Origin of the sequence: Pseudoalteromonas sp. CO325X (genome assembly GCF_004208955.1) — a bacterium.
GTDB classification, from domain to species: Bacteria; Pseudomonadota; Gammaproteobacteria; order Enterobacterales; family Alteromonadaceae; genus Pseudoalteromonas; species Pseudoalteromonas ruthenica.
In genome coordinates this window covers 292,615-309,854 of the sequence record NZ_SGPG01000014.1, presented here as the reverse complement: position 1 = coordinate 309,854, position 17,240 = coordinate 292,615, and the positions used below count along the sequence as shown (strand labels likewise).

The window sequence follows — 17,240 nt, the reverse complement described above, 5'->3', positions numbered from 1 at the left end:
AGAACATGATTAAGCAGTTAATAACTCTCATTGCCTTGCTCGTGGCGCCGCCATTATTGGCCCAGAGCGCGCCCATTTATAGTGATGCGCTCTATCAACAGCAGCGCATTGAAGGGTTGGCACCCTTGGCAGATAGCATCAACTTTGCCGTTATTGGTGATTGGGGCCACAACGGACACTTTTACCAGCGCCCCGTTGCCCACCAGTTAGAGATTGCCTTGTACCAACTAGATGGCGACTTTGTGATCTCCACCGGCGATAACTTTTATCCCGATGGCGTTGCCAGTACCCAGGATCCATTGTGGCAAAGTGCCTTTGAGCGGATATATCACGGCCCTCATAGTTTTGTGCCGTGGCACAGTGTGTTGGGCAACCATGACTACTTAGGCAATGCCCAAGCGCAAATTGATTACAGCAACGTCAGTGGCCGTTGGCAGATGCCGGCACGTTACTATAGCCGGCGCTTCACGTTGGCCAGCGGTGAGCCTGTGCTGGTGTTGTTTTTGGATACCAATACCCTAGTCAGTGACTATCGCACCCGCGCTAAGTATCGCGCCACCCAAGGGCAGCACCCAGGGCCGCAGCTCGCATGGCTAAAGCGGCAATTGGCGGGCAGTAACGCGGAATGGACCCTCGTTGTGGGCCATCACCCCATTTACACCAGTGGCAAACGCTATGGTCGCGATAACGGCTTGGTTGAGACGTTAGCACCGCTGCTGCAGCGCTATGGCGTTGATGCCTATATAGCTGGCCATGAACATGACTTACAACATAACCAAATTAAACACAGTGACCTGGCGCATTATGTTTCTGGCGGCGGCAGCGAGGCGCGCAGCGTCGAGCAACGAGAATTTACGCGCTACGCCGAAGCTACCCCAGGCTCTTTAACGTTTTCAATTAATGCCGATGCACTGCAGATGACGGCGGTTAATCACCGAGGCGAAGTGCGTTACCAACATAAACAACTGCGCCGTAATAAGGAGCAAAAACATGACCATTAAAAATAATAAGCTCGTTAATGTCAGTATGGCGGCAGCGCTAATGGCGCTAACCCTGTTTACTAAACATAGTTACAGCGAAAGCTTGGCGGTGACGGAGCTCGGTGAGCAACATAATATGCAGGGCTCACAGGCTCAGTGGTTGCACACCGGGCACTGGCTACTCGCCAGTGAAAGCCAAGGCTTATTGCTGCTCGAGCAACATCAACAACAAATCACCCCGTTGCTCGCTGGTAATTATGAAGGCCTGTCTTTACGCCAGCTAAGCCCACAGCGCTATGTGCTAACCAGTATTGATAATAGTGCCGATGCGGTGGTGGTATGGCAGTTAGATTATGATGGCGCTCAATGGCAGATTGATGAGCTGTCACGGCTAACACCGCCGCAAGCGCAGCCGGAAGCGGCCTGTTTATACCATGATGCGCAAACGCGCACGGTATCGGTATTTGTTGCCGATGTGCGCGGGCTTATTGCGCAAACGCTAGTGTATGATCTAGAGGCTGCGCAGCCGATGCAGCTGCCGATTCGCACTTTTGCTGGAGTCAGTGAAACGTCTGGCTGTGCCGTCAGCGACCAGGCTCAGCAGCTCTTTATCGGTGAGGCAGAGCTGGGTGTGTGGAAGATAAACGCCAACAGCGAATCGCGGGCCGATAAAACACCTGTCGCCTTGGTCTCACCCTTTGGGCAACTGGCACCGGAAATTGCGGCGCTCAGCAGCGACTCCGAAGGCTATATCTACTTTACCAGCAGTCAGCGTCAGCAGGTGTATCGCTACGACCCACTGCGTGAAGCACTGCAAAGTTGGCACCTTGAGGGTCCCGAGTTAGGCCTTGAGGCCATTGCTGTGGGCGTAAGCAGCCAAGGGCAACAACAAGCCGTATTGTTTGCCGATAAGCTCGATAGCTATATCAGCACCCAGCTACCCAGTGCTAAACAGGCGCCTGCGAGGCATGCAAAAAGATTGCAACAGGTGAGCGCAAGCGCTGAAACTACGCCGGTAGCCGCCTTTGGCGATGCGGCGGACGACCCCGCTATTTGGGTCCATCCGAGTAATGCGCAACACTCGCTGATTTTGGGCACAGATAAACGTCGTGGCTTAATGGTCTATGGGCTTGATGGTCAGTTACGGCAACAGTTCGCTGTAGGGCGGGTGAATAATGTCGATGTGCGCCAGCATCAAGGTATCAATAACGCCACCCACACGTTAATTGCAGCAAGTAACCGCAGCAACAATAGCATTAGTTTGTTTACCGTGAGCAGAAATGGGCAGGTACAGCAGCTCAGTGATATTGCCACTAACCTAACAGAAATTTATGGTCTGTGTATGTACAGCGCGCAAAGTGGTCATTATGTGTTTGTGAATGACAAAAATGGCACCTATCAACAGTACCGTATTAGCGTGCAAGACACCGAGGTTCACGGTCAACGTGTACGCCAGTTCTCATTACCAAGCCAACCCGAAGGCTGCAGCGCTGACGACCAATCCGGGCAACTATTTATGGGCGAGGAAGATGCGGGTATTTGGTTTATCGGCGCGGAGCCTGATGCTGGCACCAGGGCACAGCGTATACAGCAGCTAGATAGTCACCTTGTTGCCGATGTTGAGGGCATGGAGATTTATCATCGCGACGATGGCACACGATTGCTAGTGGTGTCCAGTCAAGGTGATAACAGCTATGTGCTTTATCGCATAGAGGGCACGCGTTCAGAGCCGACGCTAACGCGATTAGTGAAGTTTGCGGTAACGGCTAATATTGAAAAAGGCATAGATGGTGTATCGGAAACAGACGGACTAACGGTCACCGCCCATGCCTTACCAGGTTACCCTCAAGGCGTGCTGGTTGTTCAAGATGGTTATAACCGTATGCCGCAACAACCACAAAACTTTAAAATTATTGATTGGCGGCAGATAGATAAATTACTGCCTTAAGTAGCGCGCGATGTCTGGCTATGAGCCGGGGCATCGCGCAGCCAACGTGCGAATTGAATTATTGTCATAACTGAAATGGTAAAATCTTTCTATACTTTGACGGTGACGACAATAACAGAGTGCGTTTATGGCCGTAGTTCCCAGCTTAATAGTGTTAGCTGCAACGTTAACCTCCATGCAATTGAATGACGTGCTGGTGCGGGCCGAAAGCCATGCGCGTGAGCGCCCGCAGCAAACATTGGCTCTATATCAACAATATAACGATAGCTTCGGCTCTGTGCCGACGTCGGTGCGCTTTCGCTGGTATTTCGCGGCTGCTCAAGCGGCCATATTCAGTAATAACTTTAACCAGGCGCGCGATCTTATCGACAGTCTTTTAGCCCTTGGTGATAGCAAAACGCAGCAGCTGAGTCGTAGCTATAATTTATTGGGTATTTGGCTTAAGAAAAACCACCTATTAACCGATGCAGAGCATGCCTACCAATGTGCATTTACAACCGAATCACGACCTATTTATCGCGCTATCTATCTTAATAATATGTTGATTGTTGCCCGTCATCGGCAATCTTATCAGTTGGCGCAAAGTTATTACGACCGCGCAGCAGCCATTTTACAAGCCCATCCTAATGATGCTTTGAGCGCCAGCCTTGCCAATAATATGGGTATGTTAAGGTTAAGTTTGGGTGATATTAAAGGAGCTGTGGGGGATTTTCGTAAAGCCACTTTTTTAAAAGAGCAACATAATCTCGCGTTAAGTCAATTGAATGCAGCGATGAACTTGACCCTAGCGCTGTTGTTAAACGAGCAGAGCGAGCGCGGAGCACGATTACTTGCCGATATAGATGCGTTAGTTGCACAGTCTGCTGACCCTGACCGCCATACCTTGGCTGCATACCTGCACGCAATGCTCGATAAGCAACAACACCAACCAGTGCGCCACACTGAGCAGCAACTAAGAGTACGCTATACACACATAAAAGATGACAGCCTAGCCCAGTTAGTGCGCTACAGCGCCGACTATTTAAACTTGAGCTTACCCGCGCGAACTGTTCACCAAGGCGAAAGCGCCAGTGCGTCCATGCAGGCGGCACTGACGCGCTGTCAAAGCGCTAACCTCAACGAACATGTGCATCGCTGAGTCCCGCGTGAGCGGTGGTTTTCCTTTGCGATGGAATAGGGTATTGTTTCTTTTATCGCTTTGGGCAACAACAGGAATGAAAGGTTATGAAAGGGTGTGTCATCGGTGCCGCTGTGTTTGCCTGCGCTACTATCAACCCTGTGGCAGCAAAGCCGAGTGAATTTGTCGCCATTGCTGATATCGCGCCAAGTATTCAAAAAGATATCCGTTATTTTGGTCGGGATAACTTTGTTGGTACGACTATCGATGGTTACTTGGCACCTAAATGTCTGCTCCATCAACGTGCCGCTAAAGCGCTAGCCAAGGTACAAAAAAAGGCACTGCAACAGGGCATGACCCTGAAAGTGTTTGATTGTTATCGACCACAGCGCGCCGTTGATCATTTTGTCCGCTGGGTGAGCGATATCAGCGCACAAGATACCAAAGCACATTATTATCCGAATCTGGATAAGGGCGTGTTACTTGGTGATTACATTGCCGCAAAGTCGGGCCATAGCCGAGGCGCAACCGTTGATTTAACCTTAGTCGACATGGCTTCCGGTGAGGAGCTGGATATGGGCTCGGCGTTTGATATGTTTGACCCGATATCAAATACTGATGATCCGCGTATCAGTGCGCAACAGCGCAACAATCGCTATCTACTACGTGACCTCATGACTGCACAGGGCTTTGCCCCCTACGCGATGGAATGGTGGCACTTTTCCTTAAAACCCCAACCCTATCCAGATACCTATTTTGACTTTGTGGTGCGCTGATGTAAGTTGGTATGTTAAAACAACAATAAACAGGGAAGAACATGAAAAATATAGTGTTTATAGTTATTGGTCTGTTGCTGGGCTTTGGGGCGGCCAGCTTGTTCTTTGCCGGCAGTACGGACGATAGCAGTGAGAATACCACCAGCAGTTCAATAACCGCAGCACAAATAAAGACTAAGCCAGCCGAAATTTCATCATTAGGTGCTAACACCCAAGCATCCCAGCCAGCGTTAAGCCACGAATCCAGCCGGACTAAGGCGTTAGAGGAAACCGCCGTGAGCCAATCAAAAGATTTGCTCAAGGTGGCCGAAAGAGCCAACATTGATAACTTGACCGAGTTGCTCAGCACGATTAAATACAACAACAGCAAAGGAGCGCAAGCCTATGACCTCGAACACGAGATTGCCAATAAATTCACTGAGCTTGAACTTGAGGGCGTAGAGGTATCTGAGCAGCATCTGGCCTGTGATGATACTCACTGTATGGTGATGTTCTCCGCTGCAAGTCGTGAGCAGACAACTAAAGGGTTATATACCCTCTCAGAAAATGAAAATTTAGGTCGCTATATTAACGGTGGACTGCTTCGCACCGTAGAAGAAAAGGGGCGTTTTTACGGCGTAATTGCAGGGCCAAGTATCAGTGCAGTTAACAAGAAGGAGCATTAGTTGCAGCGATAAAACCACAGGGCTGTCTTTGCCATCAAAGCTAACAACTCGCCATGGGGATGATGCGCTAAGGCCGGTTATCTGACCCTAGCGCAATCATTGGTTAAGGTGAATTAAAACTCACTGGGCGCCGGCGGCACACTCAGTGGTTTTTTCGGATTCGCTTTCAGCTCCTTTAACAGCTCTTCAACCGCACGCTCAATCGATGGGTCTTGGCCTTTGTAAATAAGCTCTGGGCGATCAATCACCTTAATATCAGGGCTGACTCCCTCATTTTCGATAATCCAATTACCGTCGTTATCTAAAATACGGAAGGTCGCGGCAATCACTTGGCCGCCATCCACTAGGCTGGGATTACCTGAAATGCCAATGAGGCCGCCCCAGGTGCGGGTACCGATCAGTTTACCTAACCCTGCTTGACGGAAGTAATAGGGGAGGGCGTCACCGCCGGAGCTGGAATAGCCGTTGATCAGCATGGCTTTTGGTCCATCGTGCGCAAACTGCGGCGTTTTTGTCGGCTCGACGCCACGGCGCTTCCAATAGTTCAGGGGCTTGCGAGCCAACCAGGTGATCATATGCTCGGGAATAAACCCACCGCCATTATAACGATCATCAATGATCATGGCGTCTTTGGTGGTTTGCGGCATGTAATTTTTAAACATGGCGCGGTTACCTTCATAATGGGTATTCGGCAAATGCACATAACCAATACGCCCGTCAGAGAGCTTATCAACATAAGCGGCGCGGGTGTTGACCCAATGCAAATAACGTAGCCCTTGCTCGCTGGCTACCGGCTCGACACTGACTTGCCATGCCCCCTTGCTACTGGGTTTGTCGTTAAGCACCAGCTCAACTTGCTCACCCTGAGTGTTCTCCAACAGCTCATAAAAGTTCGCTACTGTTTTTACCGAGCGACCATTAACGGCGATGATAAAATCGCCTTTGCTGGCTTTCACACCGGTGGTACCAAGCGGAGAGCGGAAGTTTTCGTGCCAGTTCTCACCTTCGAAAATGTGCTCAATTTGCACATAGCCAGAGCGGTGGCTGGCTAGTTTGGCACCCAGTAGACCATGGTTTTTACGCTCGGCTTTGGGCATATCGCCGGATTGCACATAAATATGGCCGGCGTTAATTTCCCCGGCGATTTCACTGAGAACATAATCTAAATCAGCGCGGTGGGCCACGGCATTGGCCATGCCTTGGTACTTCTTAACAATGGCATCCCAGTCCTGACCGTGGTGATTTTCATCGTAAAACCAATCGCGCAGGGTGCGCCAGCCTTCCACATACATTTGTTGCCACTCAAGCTGAGGGTCGATTTTCAGCGTCATATTGGTTAAATCCAATTTTGTGGCGCTTAAATCTTGCTCTGGTTTAGGCGCAATAATGCTGTAGTCATCGCCAGCGCGCACCAACAGGTGTTCGCCATTTGCCGATACCGTATAGCTGCTAACGCCCTTGGCCACGGTTTTCAGCTCGCTATCGTGCTCGGTGCCAAGAAGTTGCAAGGCGCCGTTAGCCATCACCAACACGCCACTGTCAACGCCATGCAGTGAGCGATAATCGCCCGAGGGCGCGTTTAGCGCGGTCACGCGTTGCATAAAGCCCGTGCTTTGCAGTTGGTTGCCATTGTCGGCATCGCTTTGCGCATCGTCGTCACTCACTATGGTGGTTTCGTCACTTTGCAATGCAACCAACGGCGTTATATCAGTGTTCACCGCCGCAGCGTAGATGCGCGTGGCGCGGTTAAACATGTAATCGAACTCGTAGCTGCTGAAGGCTAAATTAAAGTCGCGCTCAGAGGTGAAATACAGGTAGTGGCCATCCGGTGAGAAAGTGGGGCTGTGCTCATTGGTCATCTCGTCGGTTAGGCGAGTTACGTCTTGCTCGTCGGTATTGTAGTGCCATAACGAGCCGTAGCGGTTTTCATTGTTCTTAACATAGACAATGTCTTCGCTATTAGGTGACCAAGTGTACTGACGAATGCCTTCTTCATCATAGATACTGGTATCAATTTTATGCTGCTTGCCTGATTGCGCATCCAGCCACCATAACGTGTGGTTTTTATCGGCAAAAAGCAGCTTAGAGCTGTCGGGCGACCAGATGGGGGTAAAGCGCCAAATGGTGCCATTACTGGTCAGTTGCTTAACGGCGTTATTATCCGCGCGGTCCTGCAAATAAATCTCATATTCACCGGATTCGTCGCTCATGTAGGCAATATAGCGGCCGTTGGGTGACCAACTGGCGTCTATTTCTCGGCCTTTAGGGGTGTAGGAAAGGTTACGAGTTGGGCCTTTTTGAGCGGGGACGCTAAATAGCTCGCCTCGGGCGGTAAACAAGGCCCGTTTGCCATCATGAGACAGCGACATAGAGTCGATAAAGTCGCTCACATTTTTGCTGAAAGGCATGGCATATTGGCGCACGCCAGCCACATTAATGGTGAGTTTATTGCTTTGCTCGGTTGTGGGGTCGAAGCGATACAAATAACCCCCATTTTCGTACACCACTGCGTTGGGGCCAGCTGATGGCCACAGCACATCGAAGTCCTCATGGGTGGTGAGCTTTTTAGGGGCTTCGCCTTCGCGGTATTGATACAGGTTTAAGGTGTAGTCGCGATCGGAGACAAAATAGATATTATCGCCCACCCAAGTTGGCTGCTGATCGGTGGCGCGATCCGTGGTCAGTTGCTTGGAGCTGTTTTGTTCTAAATCATACACCCATACATCTTGGGCACGACCGCCGCGCGAGCGTTTCCAGGTACGAAATTCACGATCAATCGGGGTGTATACATATTTGCTGCCATCAGGGCTTAGCATGCCACCCCCGGTTTCAGGAATAGCCAGAGGCTGCTCTAAGCCACCATCGGCAGGCACCATGTATGGGCGGCCCATGCGTTTACCCCAAGGAGTGCGGTTAGCACGAAATACCACATGTTTACCATCGGGTGTCCAATCAAGCACCCGGTAATCGAAACCGCCACGCGGTGGCATAGGGCCAACATCGTTGTAATAGGTAAGCTGTTTAAGGCCAGAACCATCACGGTTAATGACGTAGATTTGCCGGCTGCCATTGTATTCGGCGGCAAAGGCGATCCGTTGGCCATCAGGGGAGAATTTAGGGAAAGTTTCAAAGCCGACATGATCGGTCAGGCGCTGGCTGGCACCGGTTTCGGTGTTTGCTACATACACATCACCAGCGTAAATGAAGGTGACGTGTTCGTTATGAATATCAGGAAAGCGCAATAAGCGTGTGTCTTCAGTTTCATAGGCTGACACCCACGGGGCCAGCGTTGCGGCCATGGCGAGTGCCAAGGTGGTTATTTTTCTCATCTTTGGTAACCCTTTTTTTAGAAGCTGTTACATCATAACAAGGGTACTTACAATTGCGACAGCGCTGCGATAAAAGGCTGTTACAAAATATGTCAGGTACTGAGCTTGGCGCAGATAAATGAAATAAAATTAGGTAAACCCTAGTGCCTGTGTTAAGGTGCCCCTGTCTGATGAGTTCTACCCAGATTCGATATTTGCTTTTGTCCTTCAGTTCTTCGTGAGTCCTATCCAGTTAGTGTTCCACCCGAATTTAAGCACCAAGCCGTTCGTGTTAGCTAGTACTTAGTTTGGCATTACCGCGTCTGTTAACAGCGCACATTTATATTTAAAAGATTTTGGAGACACTATGTCTAATACAACTGGTACAGTTAAATGGTTCGACGAGAGCAAAGGTTTCGGTTTCATCACTCCTACTGATGGCGGCAAAGACGTATTCGTACATTTCCGCGCTATCGTTTCTGATGACGGCTACCGCACTTTGCAAGAAGGCCAAGAAGTTCAGTTCACTGTTGAACAAGGCGCTAAAGGCCCACAAGCTACACAAGTTACTGCTGTTTAATTACGGCGTTAATCTGTGATGCAATTGAGCGCATACGCTCACTTGCAATAAGAAATACCCGAGCTTGAGCTTGGGTATTTTTTTGTCTACCGCGTTCGCATTTCTACTGTTTTCTCATCCCATAAGCTTCACTTAAGTTTCACATTTTATGTTAGCCGCACGAATTCTCTTTAATGCGATGACATGCTCAAATTATACATACGGCAATTTGCCCCCTTTATTTTATTCGTAACTACTTTAGCAGTAATTTTTGTGGCTACTCGACTCGGTTTAATGCTCTGGCAACATGAGCGCTTGGAAGTAGGTCAGTGGGGGTTGGTATTACTAGGTGGTGTGCGTATTGACCTGAGCAGTATTGCTTATATAGCTCTGCCACTATTAATCATCAATGTGGTGTACTTGATGGCCCCACGCAAATTGAAATACGTTTTATTTATTTTATTAAAGGCTTATGCGGCACTTACTATTGCGACAATTGTGTTGGTCGAAGCCGCAACACCAGCATTTATCTTGCAGTATGACGTTCGACCAAATCGATTATTCATAGAATATGTGCAATACCCCAAAGAGGTTCTATCCATGCTTGCGAATGGGCACTTTCTCGCGGCAGCAATCTCACTCATTCTGGCCTTGATTTTCGCCATTGCTACAATCCGTTATATACCACGTCCTTATTGCCAACATCAGTCTCGTCGCTTCAGCGTATTCGCAGTCTTAGTCACGGTAGTTACGCTGGCGGTTTTAGCTCGAGGTACGTTTGCACATCGTCCTTTAAACCCTGCACTAGTTTATTTCTCTCAAGACGCTTTAGTGAATTCACTCATTTTGAACTCGTCATACAGTGTGGTTTTTGCAGCCAAAAATATGGCCTCGGAACGCAGCGCGCAGACCTTGTACGGGGCGATGGCTGAAGAGCAGGTTGTTCAGATAATGAAGTCATCCACTTTTCGTTCCTCAATGGGCGATGAGCATATCCCTACACTCACGGTTAATGCTCCTTATCACCAAGGTCAAAGTAAAAACGTGGTTATTATTTTAGAGGAAAGCCTGGGAGCGCGGTTTGTTGGCGCCTTGGGTGGTAAAGGATTAACCCCACAACTAGATAATTTATACGCTCAAGGATGGGGATTTCATAGCCTTTATGCAACGGGCACGCGCTCGGTGCGAGGCATTGAGGCGGTTATTAGTGGCTTTTTACCATCGCCTTCACGTTCAGTGGTGAAGCTATCAAAGTCCCAGAAGCAATTCTTTACCATTGCTCAGCTGCTTGCTAGGCACGGTTATATGACACAGTTCATTAGAGCCATTTCGATAATATGAAAAGCTTCTTTCTAGGGAATGGGTTTCAGGATATTGTCGATATGAATGATATTGCCGAGCCTCAGTTTACGTCCTCTTGGGGGGTCAGTGACGAAGATTTATTTATTCAAGCAGATAAAGAACTCTCTTATTTAGCGCAGCAGCAACGACCTTTTTTTAGTCTTATTTTTACTTCTAGTAATCATGACCCCTTTGATATTCCAGAGAATAAAGTCGTCCTCGATGCGGTCGGTACCAATGAACATGTTAAGCGAGATTTGGCGATAAAATATGCCGATATGGCGCTTGGTCAATTCATTGAGCGTGCAAAACACAGTGAATATTGGCAGGATACTGTGTTTCTTATCGTTGCAGATCATGATGTTAGGGTGTATGGGCGTGAGCCAGTGCCAATTAAATCCTTTCATATTCCCGGCGTTATTCTCAATTCTCCTTTTGACGGCATTCAAGATGATCGGCTTGTCAGTCAAATAGACTTGCCAGTGACTTTACTATCCTTAGCAGGTATTGAAGCAGCAACGCCTATGACTGGGTTTGATCGTACAAAGCATTATCCAGTGGAAAGAGCGCTGATGCAGTATTACGACAACTTTGCATACTTAGAGAATGATAAAGCGGTGGTATTAATGCCTGGTCAAAGGGCTAGTTATTGGTCTTATAACAAAGCATCAAAAACGCAAACATCGTTATCAACGGGCAATAAGTTGGTCACTTTGAAAAATAAAGCGTTGGCCCATGCCTTATATATCACGATGGCGTATCAAAAGCGCTTATATCAACTGCCACAACCTAAGTAATGAATTACCACACCATGATAAAACGAGAGAAGGTTGACTATGCGCTTTGACAACACCAAAAAGCCAAAAGGGTTCAAGCGAATTGTCTTCGCATTGCGACACTCGTTAAGAGCTCTTTCTTGGTTAATAAAAAACGAATCAGCATTTAAGCAAGAGGTGACATTACTACTCGTATCGTTAGTCGCGCTTGATGTGTTACAAGCCGGTATATATCAATGGATAGCTGTGATTGGGGCTACACTTTTTGTGATGTTTGCTGAAATATTAAATACCGCAATTGAAGTGATCGTCGATAGAGTAGGGTTAGATATTCATCCTTTATCTGGACGGGCAAAAGATTTAGGGTCGGCCGCTGTTCTCGTGGCATTAATCATCTATGCGCTCGTTTGGGTAGCTGTCATTACTACGTTTTAGAGCTGGCTTCGACGCTATGACGTTTGACGTGAGCGAGCAACAGCGGGAAAAAGTGTAAAAACACCGCCTCAAACTGCTCAATATGTTGCTCAATATCGTTAATGCTGCCAGCAAACTCATTGTTAAAGCGGATACGTTTGGCAATGTTATCCAGCGCCAAAGCCACCCCGTCTAAGTGGGCATAGGTGCTAAACCAGTCTTGGTCGCTCATACGCGCAACCACCTGTTGCATGGTTTGGGGCATATGCGACTGACGCCTTAGTAGCAGCGTGTAAGCGTGATTGCGAAAGTTAGCAAACTCCGTGCTACTGAAGCGCGACCAATGGCGAATAAGAAAGTGGTCGAACAACACATCTAATGCCACTCCGGCAAAGCGGCGGCGCTGAGGTGAGAACAACTGCTTGGCTTGCCTGACCTGCTCATTGTTATCGGTGAACTTATCCACTAATAAATGATTTTGTAATCCCAAATACACAGGCCGAGGTAATTGCTCAGTGCTAACACCACGGCGAAAGTCACCAAGCAGATTACCAAAGTGGGAATCCGCTGTGTTTTGGGCCAAAAATAAATGCGCGAGGTAATTCATGACGGCTAAGTGTTCACAGGTTACATGCATTCAGTGTAAAGCATGAGCAAGGCTTAGGTGAAGTAACTAGTGCCTACTTAGGCGAGGGTTAAAAGGCAATGAAGCGTATAGTGAAACAGCTGAATTTGCGCCGCGAGGTTCAGAAATAGCGTTTTAATAGACCTTAAATTGTTACCTTTAGTTGGTAAGAGGGCTCCCTTGAGCAATTATTGTAATCTCATCTTTACTTACATCCGTGTACTTACTGGCCATCAGCCTCGTCTCCTTTTTTATTAAACATTAATTTGATAAATACGCTCGAATTGCTATTTGTTCCAATGCCGAAATAGGTCTCAGGCTTGCTGTTGGGAACAAATGTAATGAAATGCTTGTACGGTGTGTCAATCGCACCAAGCTCATAATAAAAATTGCCAATATCCCTTTTTACAATGCCTGAGCTTTCAACTGTGGCAAGAAACTCGCGGCGCAGCTCTATATAGTCGTTTGTAATACTTGGCTCGGGTGATTGAGTTGCACTGTAAAGCTGATTGAAGGTCAGGCGCTCGCCGTCAACAGTCATCTCATCATCAAGCATCTCTTTGTTTGTATATGAGCTGATTTCAATATTGATGCCCTCACCGGTAAGGCGATAAGCATTGCCGGATGTTTTACACTCCAAAGGCATCAGAGGTTTGGCAATTTCATAAATAAGCTTATCTTTACCGATAAAGTCACACTTTTGCGCAGCCAGAGAAGCGCTACATGGAAAGATAAATGGTAAGACAAAAAGTATCTTCTTCATCAATTTCCCTATTAACGAGTGATTTTCCTATAAGTATGGCAATCTATGTTCAGGGAATAAACACTAAGCGCAATTTTTGCAAGGAAATGCTCACTGGAGCCTTAAATTGCGAGGTAACTAATTGTAGCTAAGTGTTAGTGGGCTATGTACATTAAGGGTAAAGCATGAGCTAGATATGGCGAACAACTTTTGAATGCATGAACTCATAGACAAAAACATGCAGTAATCTTCAAACTCACCTCCGTTTATTCACACTTTATACTCTGTACGAGTGAAACGAGCGTGACTGGATGCCTGCGTTGCAGCCAACGATCAGCCATTGTCGGATGGTAAATGCGTGGCAATAAACTCATTTAATTGCTGTTTTAATAGCTGGGCACGGCGGCTGAGTAATCGGCCACTGGGCCATAGTGCATAAATTGTGCGCGGCTCAGAGCGCCAATTTGGGGCGATGCATTTAAGTTCGTTACGCTGTAGCTCATTGATAATTTCAAAGCGGGGCAGCAGCGCTGCGCCTTGGCCATCACAAGCCAAATACTTTACAAAGCTGGTATCGTTAAATTGATGCATAAAACGGGGCACAAACTTATGGCGGCGTTTCGAGGGTAAGTGCGTTAATTGCCAGCTTTTACGCAGCGTAGTGCCAATTAAAGGCAATGTACGCAGCTGCTCTAAGGTGTTTACCTCCTCACTGTTTTGTCGTTGCATAAATTCAGGGCTGGCGACCAATAAGGTGTCACTTTCACCTAAGCGTTGTTGCATAAACGCGCTATCGTGTTGGGGGCCAATGCGTATTGCCATATCCGCTTGGGTGTTGACCATATCCTGCTTATCATTGCTGAGCTCCAACTGTAGAGCAATTTGTGGGTAGGTGCGGGTAAAATGCAGCCAAAACGGCTTTAAAAAACCGTGACTGAAGTTCATCGGCGCCAATACCTTTAGTTGCCCTGTTAGCGAGGCGTTGGCCTCGTTAAGACGGTGCTCAGTGTGCTCAAATTGCGCCACCAAATCGACATAGGCATGGTAGTAAACCTCGCCTTGTTGTGTCAGTTGGCAATGACGGGCACTGCGGTTTAGTAGTTTGCAATTAAGGTGCTGCTCTAAGCGTTGTAAACGCCGAGTGACGGTGGCTGGCGGCAGCGATAAAAGCTGAGCGGCGGCGCCTAATCCGCCTTGTTGGGCAATATGAATAAATACACGAATATCATCAAGCATGATTTCATAAATGGAATTTAAAGTTGTTTATTTCAGTGTATTGGTTATTAATGAAATTGAATATGCTATTGCCAATATCTTTTGGGAGTCGCATATGAATACAGACATGTTGTTATCGGCGCTTATTGTCGGAGTGATCGCCACCGCGTTACTTGATACCTGGGCGTGGCTATTAAAATCGACCCTGCAAGTGCCTTCATTGCGCTTGTGTGTGCTCGGGCGCTGGCTACTGCAAATGCCCGAGCAGGGCATGGTGCAATGCCATGTTGCACAACAACCAGGGCATCGTGGTGAATGTGCACTGGGTTGGAGCGTGCATTACGCTATTGGAATACTCTTTGCCTTAGGGTATTTTCTTATGTTGCAGTGGCTGCAGCGCCCACCCAGTCTAATGATTGCTATCGCCTACGCCTTAGCCACGGTGGTATTTGCATTTTTTGTAATGCAGCCGGGCATGGGCGCAGGCTTAGCCGCGCGCCACAGCCCCAAGCCCTGGCTGGCACGGGGTAAAAGCATGCTGAGCCATGGTATTTTTGGTGTCGGCCTACACATTGGCAGTCTAATTGTGAGTAATTGAGAGTGTATTATGAATCCTGAATATTGGTTACAACGTTGGCAGCAAGGGGATATTGGCTTTGATCAACAAGAGCCTAATAGCAACCTAGTGGCGTTTTTCCCCACCCTGGCACTGACTCCAGGCGCGCGTGTGTTTGTGCCATTGTGTGGTAAAAGTATTGATGTGCAGTGGCTGTTGCAACAAGGGCTCGCTGTGGTTGCGGTGGAGCTCAGTGAAGACGCCGTGCAGGCGTTGTTTCAAGCGCTTCAGCTCACCCCAGATATCTCTCAGCAGGGTGAACACCGGTGTTATCAGACGGGCAACCTCTGCGTGTATGTGGGTGATGTGTTTGCGCTTGAACGGGCACAATTAGAGGGAGTGACGGCTATCTATGATCGCGGCGCACTGGTTGCTTTAGATGCGCCCCTGCGCATGCGTTACAGCGCCAAATTAAAAGAGCTGTGCCCTCAGGCGCAGCAGCTTGTGGTCACTGTGGAGTACCCTCAACCCGAGCCGCAAAGCACACCGCAATCGGTTCCAGCAGATGAATTACAGCAACTCTATGGTGACCATTATCGCCTTGATTGTCTTAACCGAGCAGCCATGCCCGAGGGCATAAAAGGGTTTACCCCGGCGTTTAATAGTACCTGGCATCTCAGCATTGCAGGCTAGGCAGGGCGCGCCTGTATTTGCGGTAAGTGGTAGCCATACTCCTTAAATAACAGCTTTCAGTCGCCATGGCGCAGGCCATGAAAGGGGCTATAGTCACTATACTCGTTACACTTTTGAGGCGCGGCGCTTAGGTGCACCGCACACTTGATCACTGGCTTGTGAGCCAATGCATAAAACCTTGCATATCGGCTTTGTTGGCAAACTCAATGTAGCTTTTTCCTTGATGGTGGCGAATCGCCATCGCATGTTTGTTCACGGAAATAGCATGGATAGGTAGCGCAATATCAATACGCTGATTTTGATATAAATAGGACATAATAAAACTCTTTTTATTTGGGCGCCTTGGGCGCAATAAATAAGCCTTATTATCGTCTGGAAATGGCCGCGTTGTTCACACGGAGCAGGCTCTGACTTTTACTTGCAACAGATAAAGGCATTGAGCTTATAAATCTCTGGTCAGACTTTTAAGGCTTGTATTGTGGCGATGGAACTGACTGGATCAAGGAAAGGCATCACGATGACACTGTGGTGTCGGGTTTGCTTGGTGAGATAATGCAAACAAGCGGCCACTATAAGGCAGTTGATTGTGCAAAGCAAGTAAATAATCACTTACTTTGCAAATATTGAAGACAAAGCCCGCGTAGCAAAAAGCCTAGCGGGTTTGAGGTGTGTTTAACGTAACACTACCAGCGGGATATCTAAGGTTTCCAGCATCCGTAGGGTATTGCTACCAACAAAAAGTTGCCGCAGTTTCGAGTGCGCGAAGGCACCCATAACCATCAACTCGATATCATTGGCTTGTTTATAGGCCATCAGCGAGTCGTAAATAGGGCCTTCAAGCAGCTCAGCTTTGACATCAAACCCTTGCTCTTGCAAACGCTGCGTGGCTAGCTTCAGCTTTGGTGCTAAGTCACGTTCTTTATTTTTTACCGCCACTAAGTGGCAGGGGATGCCATGTAAAAGGCCCCCGTCGATAACCTTTTGCAGTGCCTTGTCGGCGGTGGCGCGGCCATCATAGGCAATCATAAATGACTTCGGTGCTGAGAACTGTTTCGGCACCAATAGCACCGGCGCGCTGGCCTGGCGCAGCAAGGTCTCAATGTGTGAGCCCAATGCTTTGAAGTTATCTTCGTGGTTTTCACCACAGCGGCCAATAACGATTAACCGTGACATGTCACTGAGGTCAATAATGGCCTCGACCACATCGCCATGGCGTTGACGCGTTTCTACTTGCTCAACGTTAGCCTGTTTGGCTTGTGTGGCTAGGTCTTCGAGTAGCTGCTGCCCCAACTCCAACGCCATTTTGCCGCGCTTTTCATCGAGCTCTGTCATCTCATTGAGTAACGATGAGCGAGCTCCGAGACCGATAGCGCCGCTAAGGTCGTCCGCGCCGTGTTGCTGTTGGCGCTCAATGGTGTGTAAAAAACACAGCGGGTGTTGCAGTTTATTTGCTGACCAGATAGCGGCGTCAGTGACCGCTTGGGTGGTTGCTGAGCCATCCACGCAGGTAATTATTTTCTTCATA

Annotated in this window: 17 protein-coding genes; 11 read left to right on the top strand and 6 right to left on the bottom strand. The window is 48.3% G+C overall.

The features are described from left to right. The first annotated feature begins 5 nt into the window (after positions 1 to 5). From EXT46_RS06765 to EXT46_RS06745, 5 genes are all read left to right on the top strand, one after another. Positions 6 to 1,001, top strand: a complete 996-nt coding sequence (locus tag EXT46_RS06765) for a metallophosphoesterase (RefSeq protein ID WP_130146160.1) — start codon at positions 6 to 8, stop codon at positions 999 to 1,001. Beyond that, complete coding sequence (locus tag EXT46_RS06760; protein WP_130146158.1) at positions 991 to 2,928, top strand: phytase; 1,938 nt, start codon at positions 991 to 993, stop codon at positions 2,926 to 2,928. Before EXT46_RS06765 ends, EXT46_RS06760 begins: the two co-directional genes overlap by 11 nt. A 127-nt stretch (positions 2,929 to 3,055) precedes the next feature. Beyond that, complete coding sequence (locus EXT46_RS06755; protein ID WP_130146156.1) at positions 3,056 to 4,066, top strand: hypothetical protein; 1,011 nt, start codon at positions 3,056 to 3,058, stop codon at positions 4,064 to 4,066. 86 nt (positions 4,067 to 4,152) lie between these two features. Further along, complete coding sequence (locus tag EXT46_RS06750) at positions 4,153 to 4,821, top strand: M15 family metallopeptidase (protein WP_130146154.1); 669 nt, start codon at positions 4,153 to 4,155, stop codon at positions 4,819 to 4,821. A gap of 41 nt (positions 4,822 to 4,862) precedes the next feature. Beyond that, positions 4,863 to 5,486: a hypothetical protein gene (locus EXT46_RS06745; RefSeq protein WP_130146152.1), complete on the top strand. Its 624-nt coding sequence runs from the start codon at positions 4,863 to 4,865 to the stop codon at positions 5,484 to 5,486. 113 nt (positions 5,487 to 5,599) lie between these two features. Here the strand turns inward: EXT46_RS06745 and EXT46_RS06740 are convergent, their stop codons facing one another. Next, positions 5,600 to 8,815: a S41 family peptidase gene (locus tag EXT46_RS06740; protein WP_130146150.1), complete on the bottom strand. Its 3,216-nt coding sequence runs from the start codon at positions 8,813 to 8,815 to the stop codon at positions 5,600 to 5,602. A 346-nt stretch (positions 8,816 to 9,161) separates the two neighbouring features. Here EXT46_RS06740 and EXT46_RS06735 point away from each other — a divergent pair, with 346 nt between their 5' ends. The 4 genes from EXT46_RS06735 to EXT46_RS06725 all read left to right on the top strand — a co-directional run bounded on the left by EXT46_RS06735 (position 9,162) and on the right by EXT46_RS06725 (position 11,905). After that, positions 9,162 to 9,374 (top strand): cold-shock protein, encoded by a 213-nt coding sequence (locus EXT46_RS06735; RefSeq protein WP_022946139.1) that lies wholly within the window; start codon positions 9,162 to 9,164, stop codon positions 9,372 to 9,374. Between the two features lie 252 nt (positions 9,375 to 9,626). Next, the gene (locus EXT46_RS19095; RefSeq protein WP_276319717.1) at positions 9,627 to 10,694 is read left to right on the top strand and encodes a sulfatase-like hydrolase/transferase; all 1,068 of its coding nucleotides are present in this window, start codon (positions 9,627 to 9,629) and stop codon (positions 10,692 to 10,694) included. Continuing rightward, entirely contained in the window at positions 10,691 to 11,491 is an 801-nt protein-coding gene (locus EXT46_RS19090; protein ID WP_276319716.1) for an LTA synthase family protein, read from the top strand. The genes EXT46_RS19095 and EXT46_RS19090 overlap by 4 nt, the downstream gene beginning before the upstream one ends. 39 nt (positions 11,492 to 11,530) lie before the next feature. Beyond that, a complete protein-coding gene (locus tag EXT46_RS06725; RefSeq protein ID WP_130146148.1) occupies positions 11,531 to 11,905 on the top strand; it encodes a diacylglycerol kinase in 375 nt (124 codons plus the stop codon). Here the strand turns inward: EXT46_RS06725 and EXT46_RS06720 are convergent. The 3 genes from EXT46_RS06720 to EXT46_RS06710 all read right to left on the bottom strand — a co-directional run bounded on the left by EXT46_RS06720 (position 11,895) and on the right by EXT46_RS06710 (position 14,487). Further along, positions 11,895 to 12,491 (bottom strand): ACP phosphodiesterase, encoded by a 597-nt coding sequence (locus EXT46_RS06720; protein ID WP_130146146.1) that lies wholly within the window; start codon positions 12,489 to 12,491, stop codon positions 11,895 to 11,897. The two genes, EXT46_RS06725 and EXT46_RS06720, sit on opposite strands and share 11 nt — an antisense overlap. Positions 12,492 to 12,732: 241 nt before the next feature. Next, positions 12,733 to 13,272, bottom strand: a complete 540-nt coding sequence (locus tag EXT46_RS06715; protein WP_045980117.1) for a hypothetical protein — start codon at positions 13,270 to 13,272, stop codon at positions 12,733 to 12,735. 312 nt (positions 13,273 to 13,584) lie between these two features. Further along, the gene (locus EXT46_RS06710; protein ID WP_130146144.1) at positions 13,585 to 14,487 is read right to left on the bottom strand and encodes a LysR family transcriptional regulator; all 903 of its coding nucleotides are present in this window, start codon (positions 14,485 to 14,487) and stop codon (positions 13,585 to 13,587) included. A 10-nt stretch (positions 14,488 to 14,497) separates the two neighbouring features. On the opposite strand from EXT46_RS06710, the gene EXT46_RS06705 reads away from it, so the two are divergent. Together EXT46_RS06705 and EXT46_RS06700 are read left to right on the top strand one after the other, a co-directional pair. After that, positions 14,498 to 15,064 (top strand): DUF2938 family protein, encoded by a 567-nt coding sequence (locus tag EXT46_RS06705; protein WP_130146142.1) that lies wholly within the window; start codon positions 14,498 to 14,500, stop codon positions 15,062 to 15,064. Between the two features lie 9 nt (positions 15,065 to 15,073). Further along, a complete protein-coding gene (locus EXT46_RS06700) occupies positions 15,074 to 15,715 on the top strand; it encodes a thiopurine S-methyltransferase (protein WP_130146140.1) in 642 nt (213 codons plus the stop codon). 148 nt (positions 15,716 to 15,863) lie between these two features. Here the strand turns inward: EXT46_RS06700 and EXT46_RS18850 are convergent, their stop codons facing one another. After that, on the bottom strand, positions 15,864 to 16,031 hold the full coding sequence (locus EXT46_RS18850; RefSeq protein WP_157576217.1) for a hypothetical protein: 168 nt from the start codon (positions 16,029 to 16,031) through the stop codon (positions 15,864 to 15,866). Positions 16,032 to 16,387: 356 nt separating this feature from the next. Next, a complete protein-coding gene (locus tag EXT46_RS06695) occupies positions 16,388 to 17,239 on the bottom strand; it encodes a universal stress protein (RefSeq protein WP_130146138.1) in 852 nt (283 codons plus the stop codon). Position 17,240: the final 1 nt, after the last annotated feature.

Coding starts and splice junctions, on each gene's coding strand:
- EXT46_RS06765 (WP_130146160.1), top strand. CDS start 6: ATGATTAAGCAGTTAATAACTCTCATTGCCTTGCTCGTGGCGCCGCCA.
- EXT46_RS06760 (WP_130146158.1), top strand. CDS start 991: ATGACCATTAAAAATAATAAGCTCGTTAATGTCAGTATGGCGGCAGCG.
- EXT46_RS06755 (WP_130146156.1), top strand. CDS start 3,056: ATGGCCGTAGTTCCCAGCTTAATAGTGTTAGCTGCAACGTTAACCTCC.
- EXT46_RS06750 (WP_130146154.1), top strand. CDS start 4,153: ATGAAAGGGTGTGTCATCGGTGCCGCTGTGTTTGCCTGCGCTACTATC.
- EXT46_RS06745 (WP_130146152.1), top strand. CDS start 4,863: ATGAAAAATATAGTGTTTATAGTTATTGGTCTGTTGCTGGGCTTTGGG.
- EXT46_RS06740 (WP_130146150.1), bottom strand. CDS start 8,815: ATGAGAAAAATAACCACCTTGGCACTCGCCATGGCCGCAACGCTGGCC.
- EXT46_RS06735 (WP_022946139.1), top strand. CDS start 9,162: ATGTCTAATACAACTGGTACAGTTAAATGGTTCGACGAGAGCAAAGGT.
- EXT46_RS19090 (WP_276319716.1), top strand. CDS start 10,691: ATGAAAAGCTTCTTTCTAGGGAATGGGTTTCAGGATATTGTCGATATG.
- EXT46_RS06725 (WP_130146148.1), top strand. CDS start 11,531: ATGCGCTTTGACAACACCAAAAAGCCAAAAGGGTTCAAGCGAATTGTC.
- EXT46_RS06720 (WP_130146146.1), bottom strand. CDS start 12,491: ATGAATTACCTCGCGCATTTATTTTTGGCCCAAAACACAGCGGATTCC.
- EXT46_RS06715 (WP_045980117.1), bottom strand. CDS start 13,272: ATGAAGAAGATACTTTTTGTCTTACCATTTATCTTTCCATGTAGCGCT.
- EXT46_RS06710 (WP_130146144.1), bottom strand. CDS start 14,487: ATGCTTGATGATATTCGTGTATTTATTCATATTGCCCAACAAGGCGGA.
- EXT46_RS06705 (WP_130146142.1), top strand. CDS start 14,498: ATGGAATTTAAAGTTGTTTATTTCAGTGTATTGGTTATTAATGAAATT.
- EXT46_RS06700 (WP_130146140.1), top strand. CDS start 15,074: ATGAATCCTGAATATTGGTTACAACGTTGGCAGCAAGGGGATATTGGC.
- EXT46_RS18850 (WP_157576217.1), bottom strand. CDS start 16,031: ATGTCCTATTTATATCAAAATCAGCGTATTGATATTGCGCTACCTATC.
- EXT46_RS06695 (WP_130146138.1), bottom strand. CDS start 17,239: ATGAAGAAAATAATTACCTGCGTGGATGGCTCAGCAACCACCCAAGCG.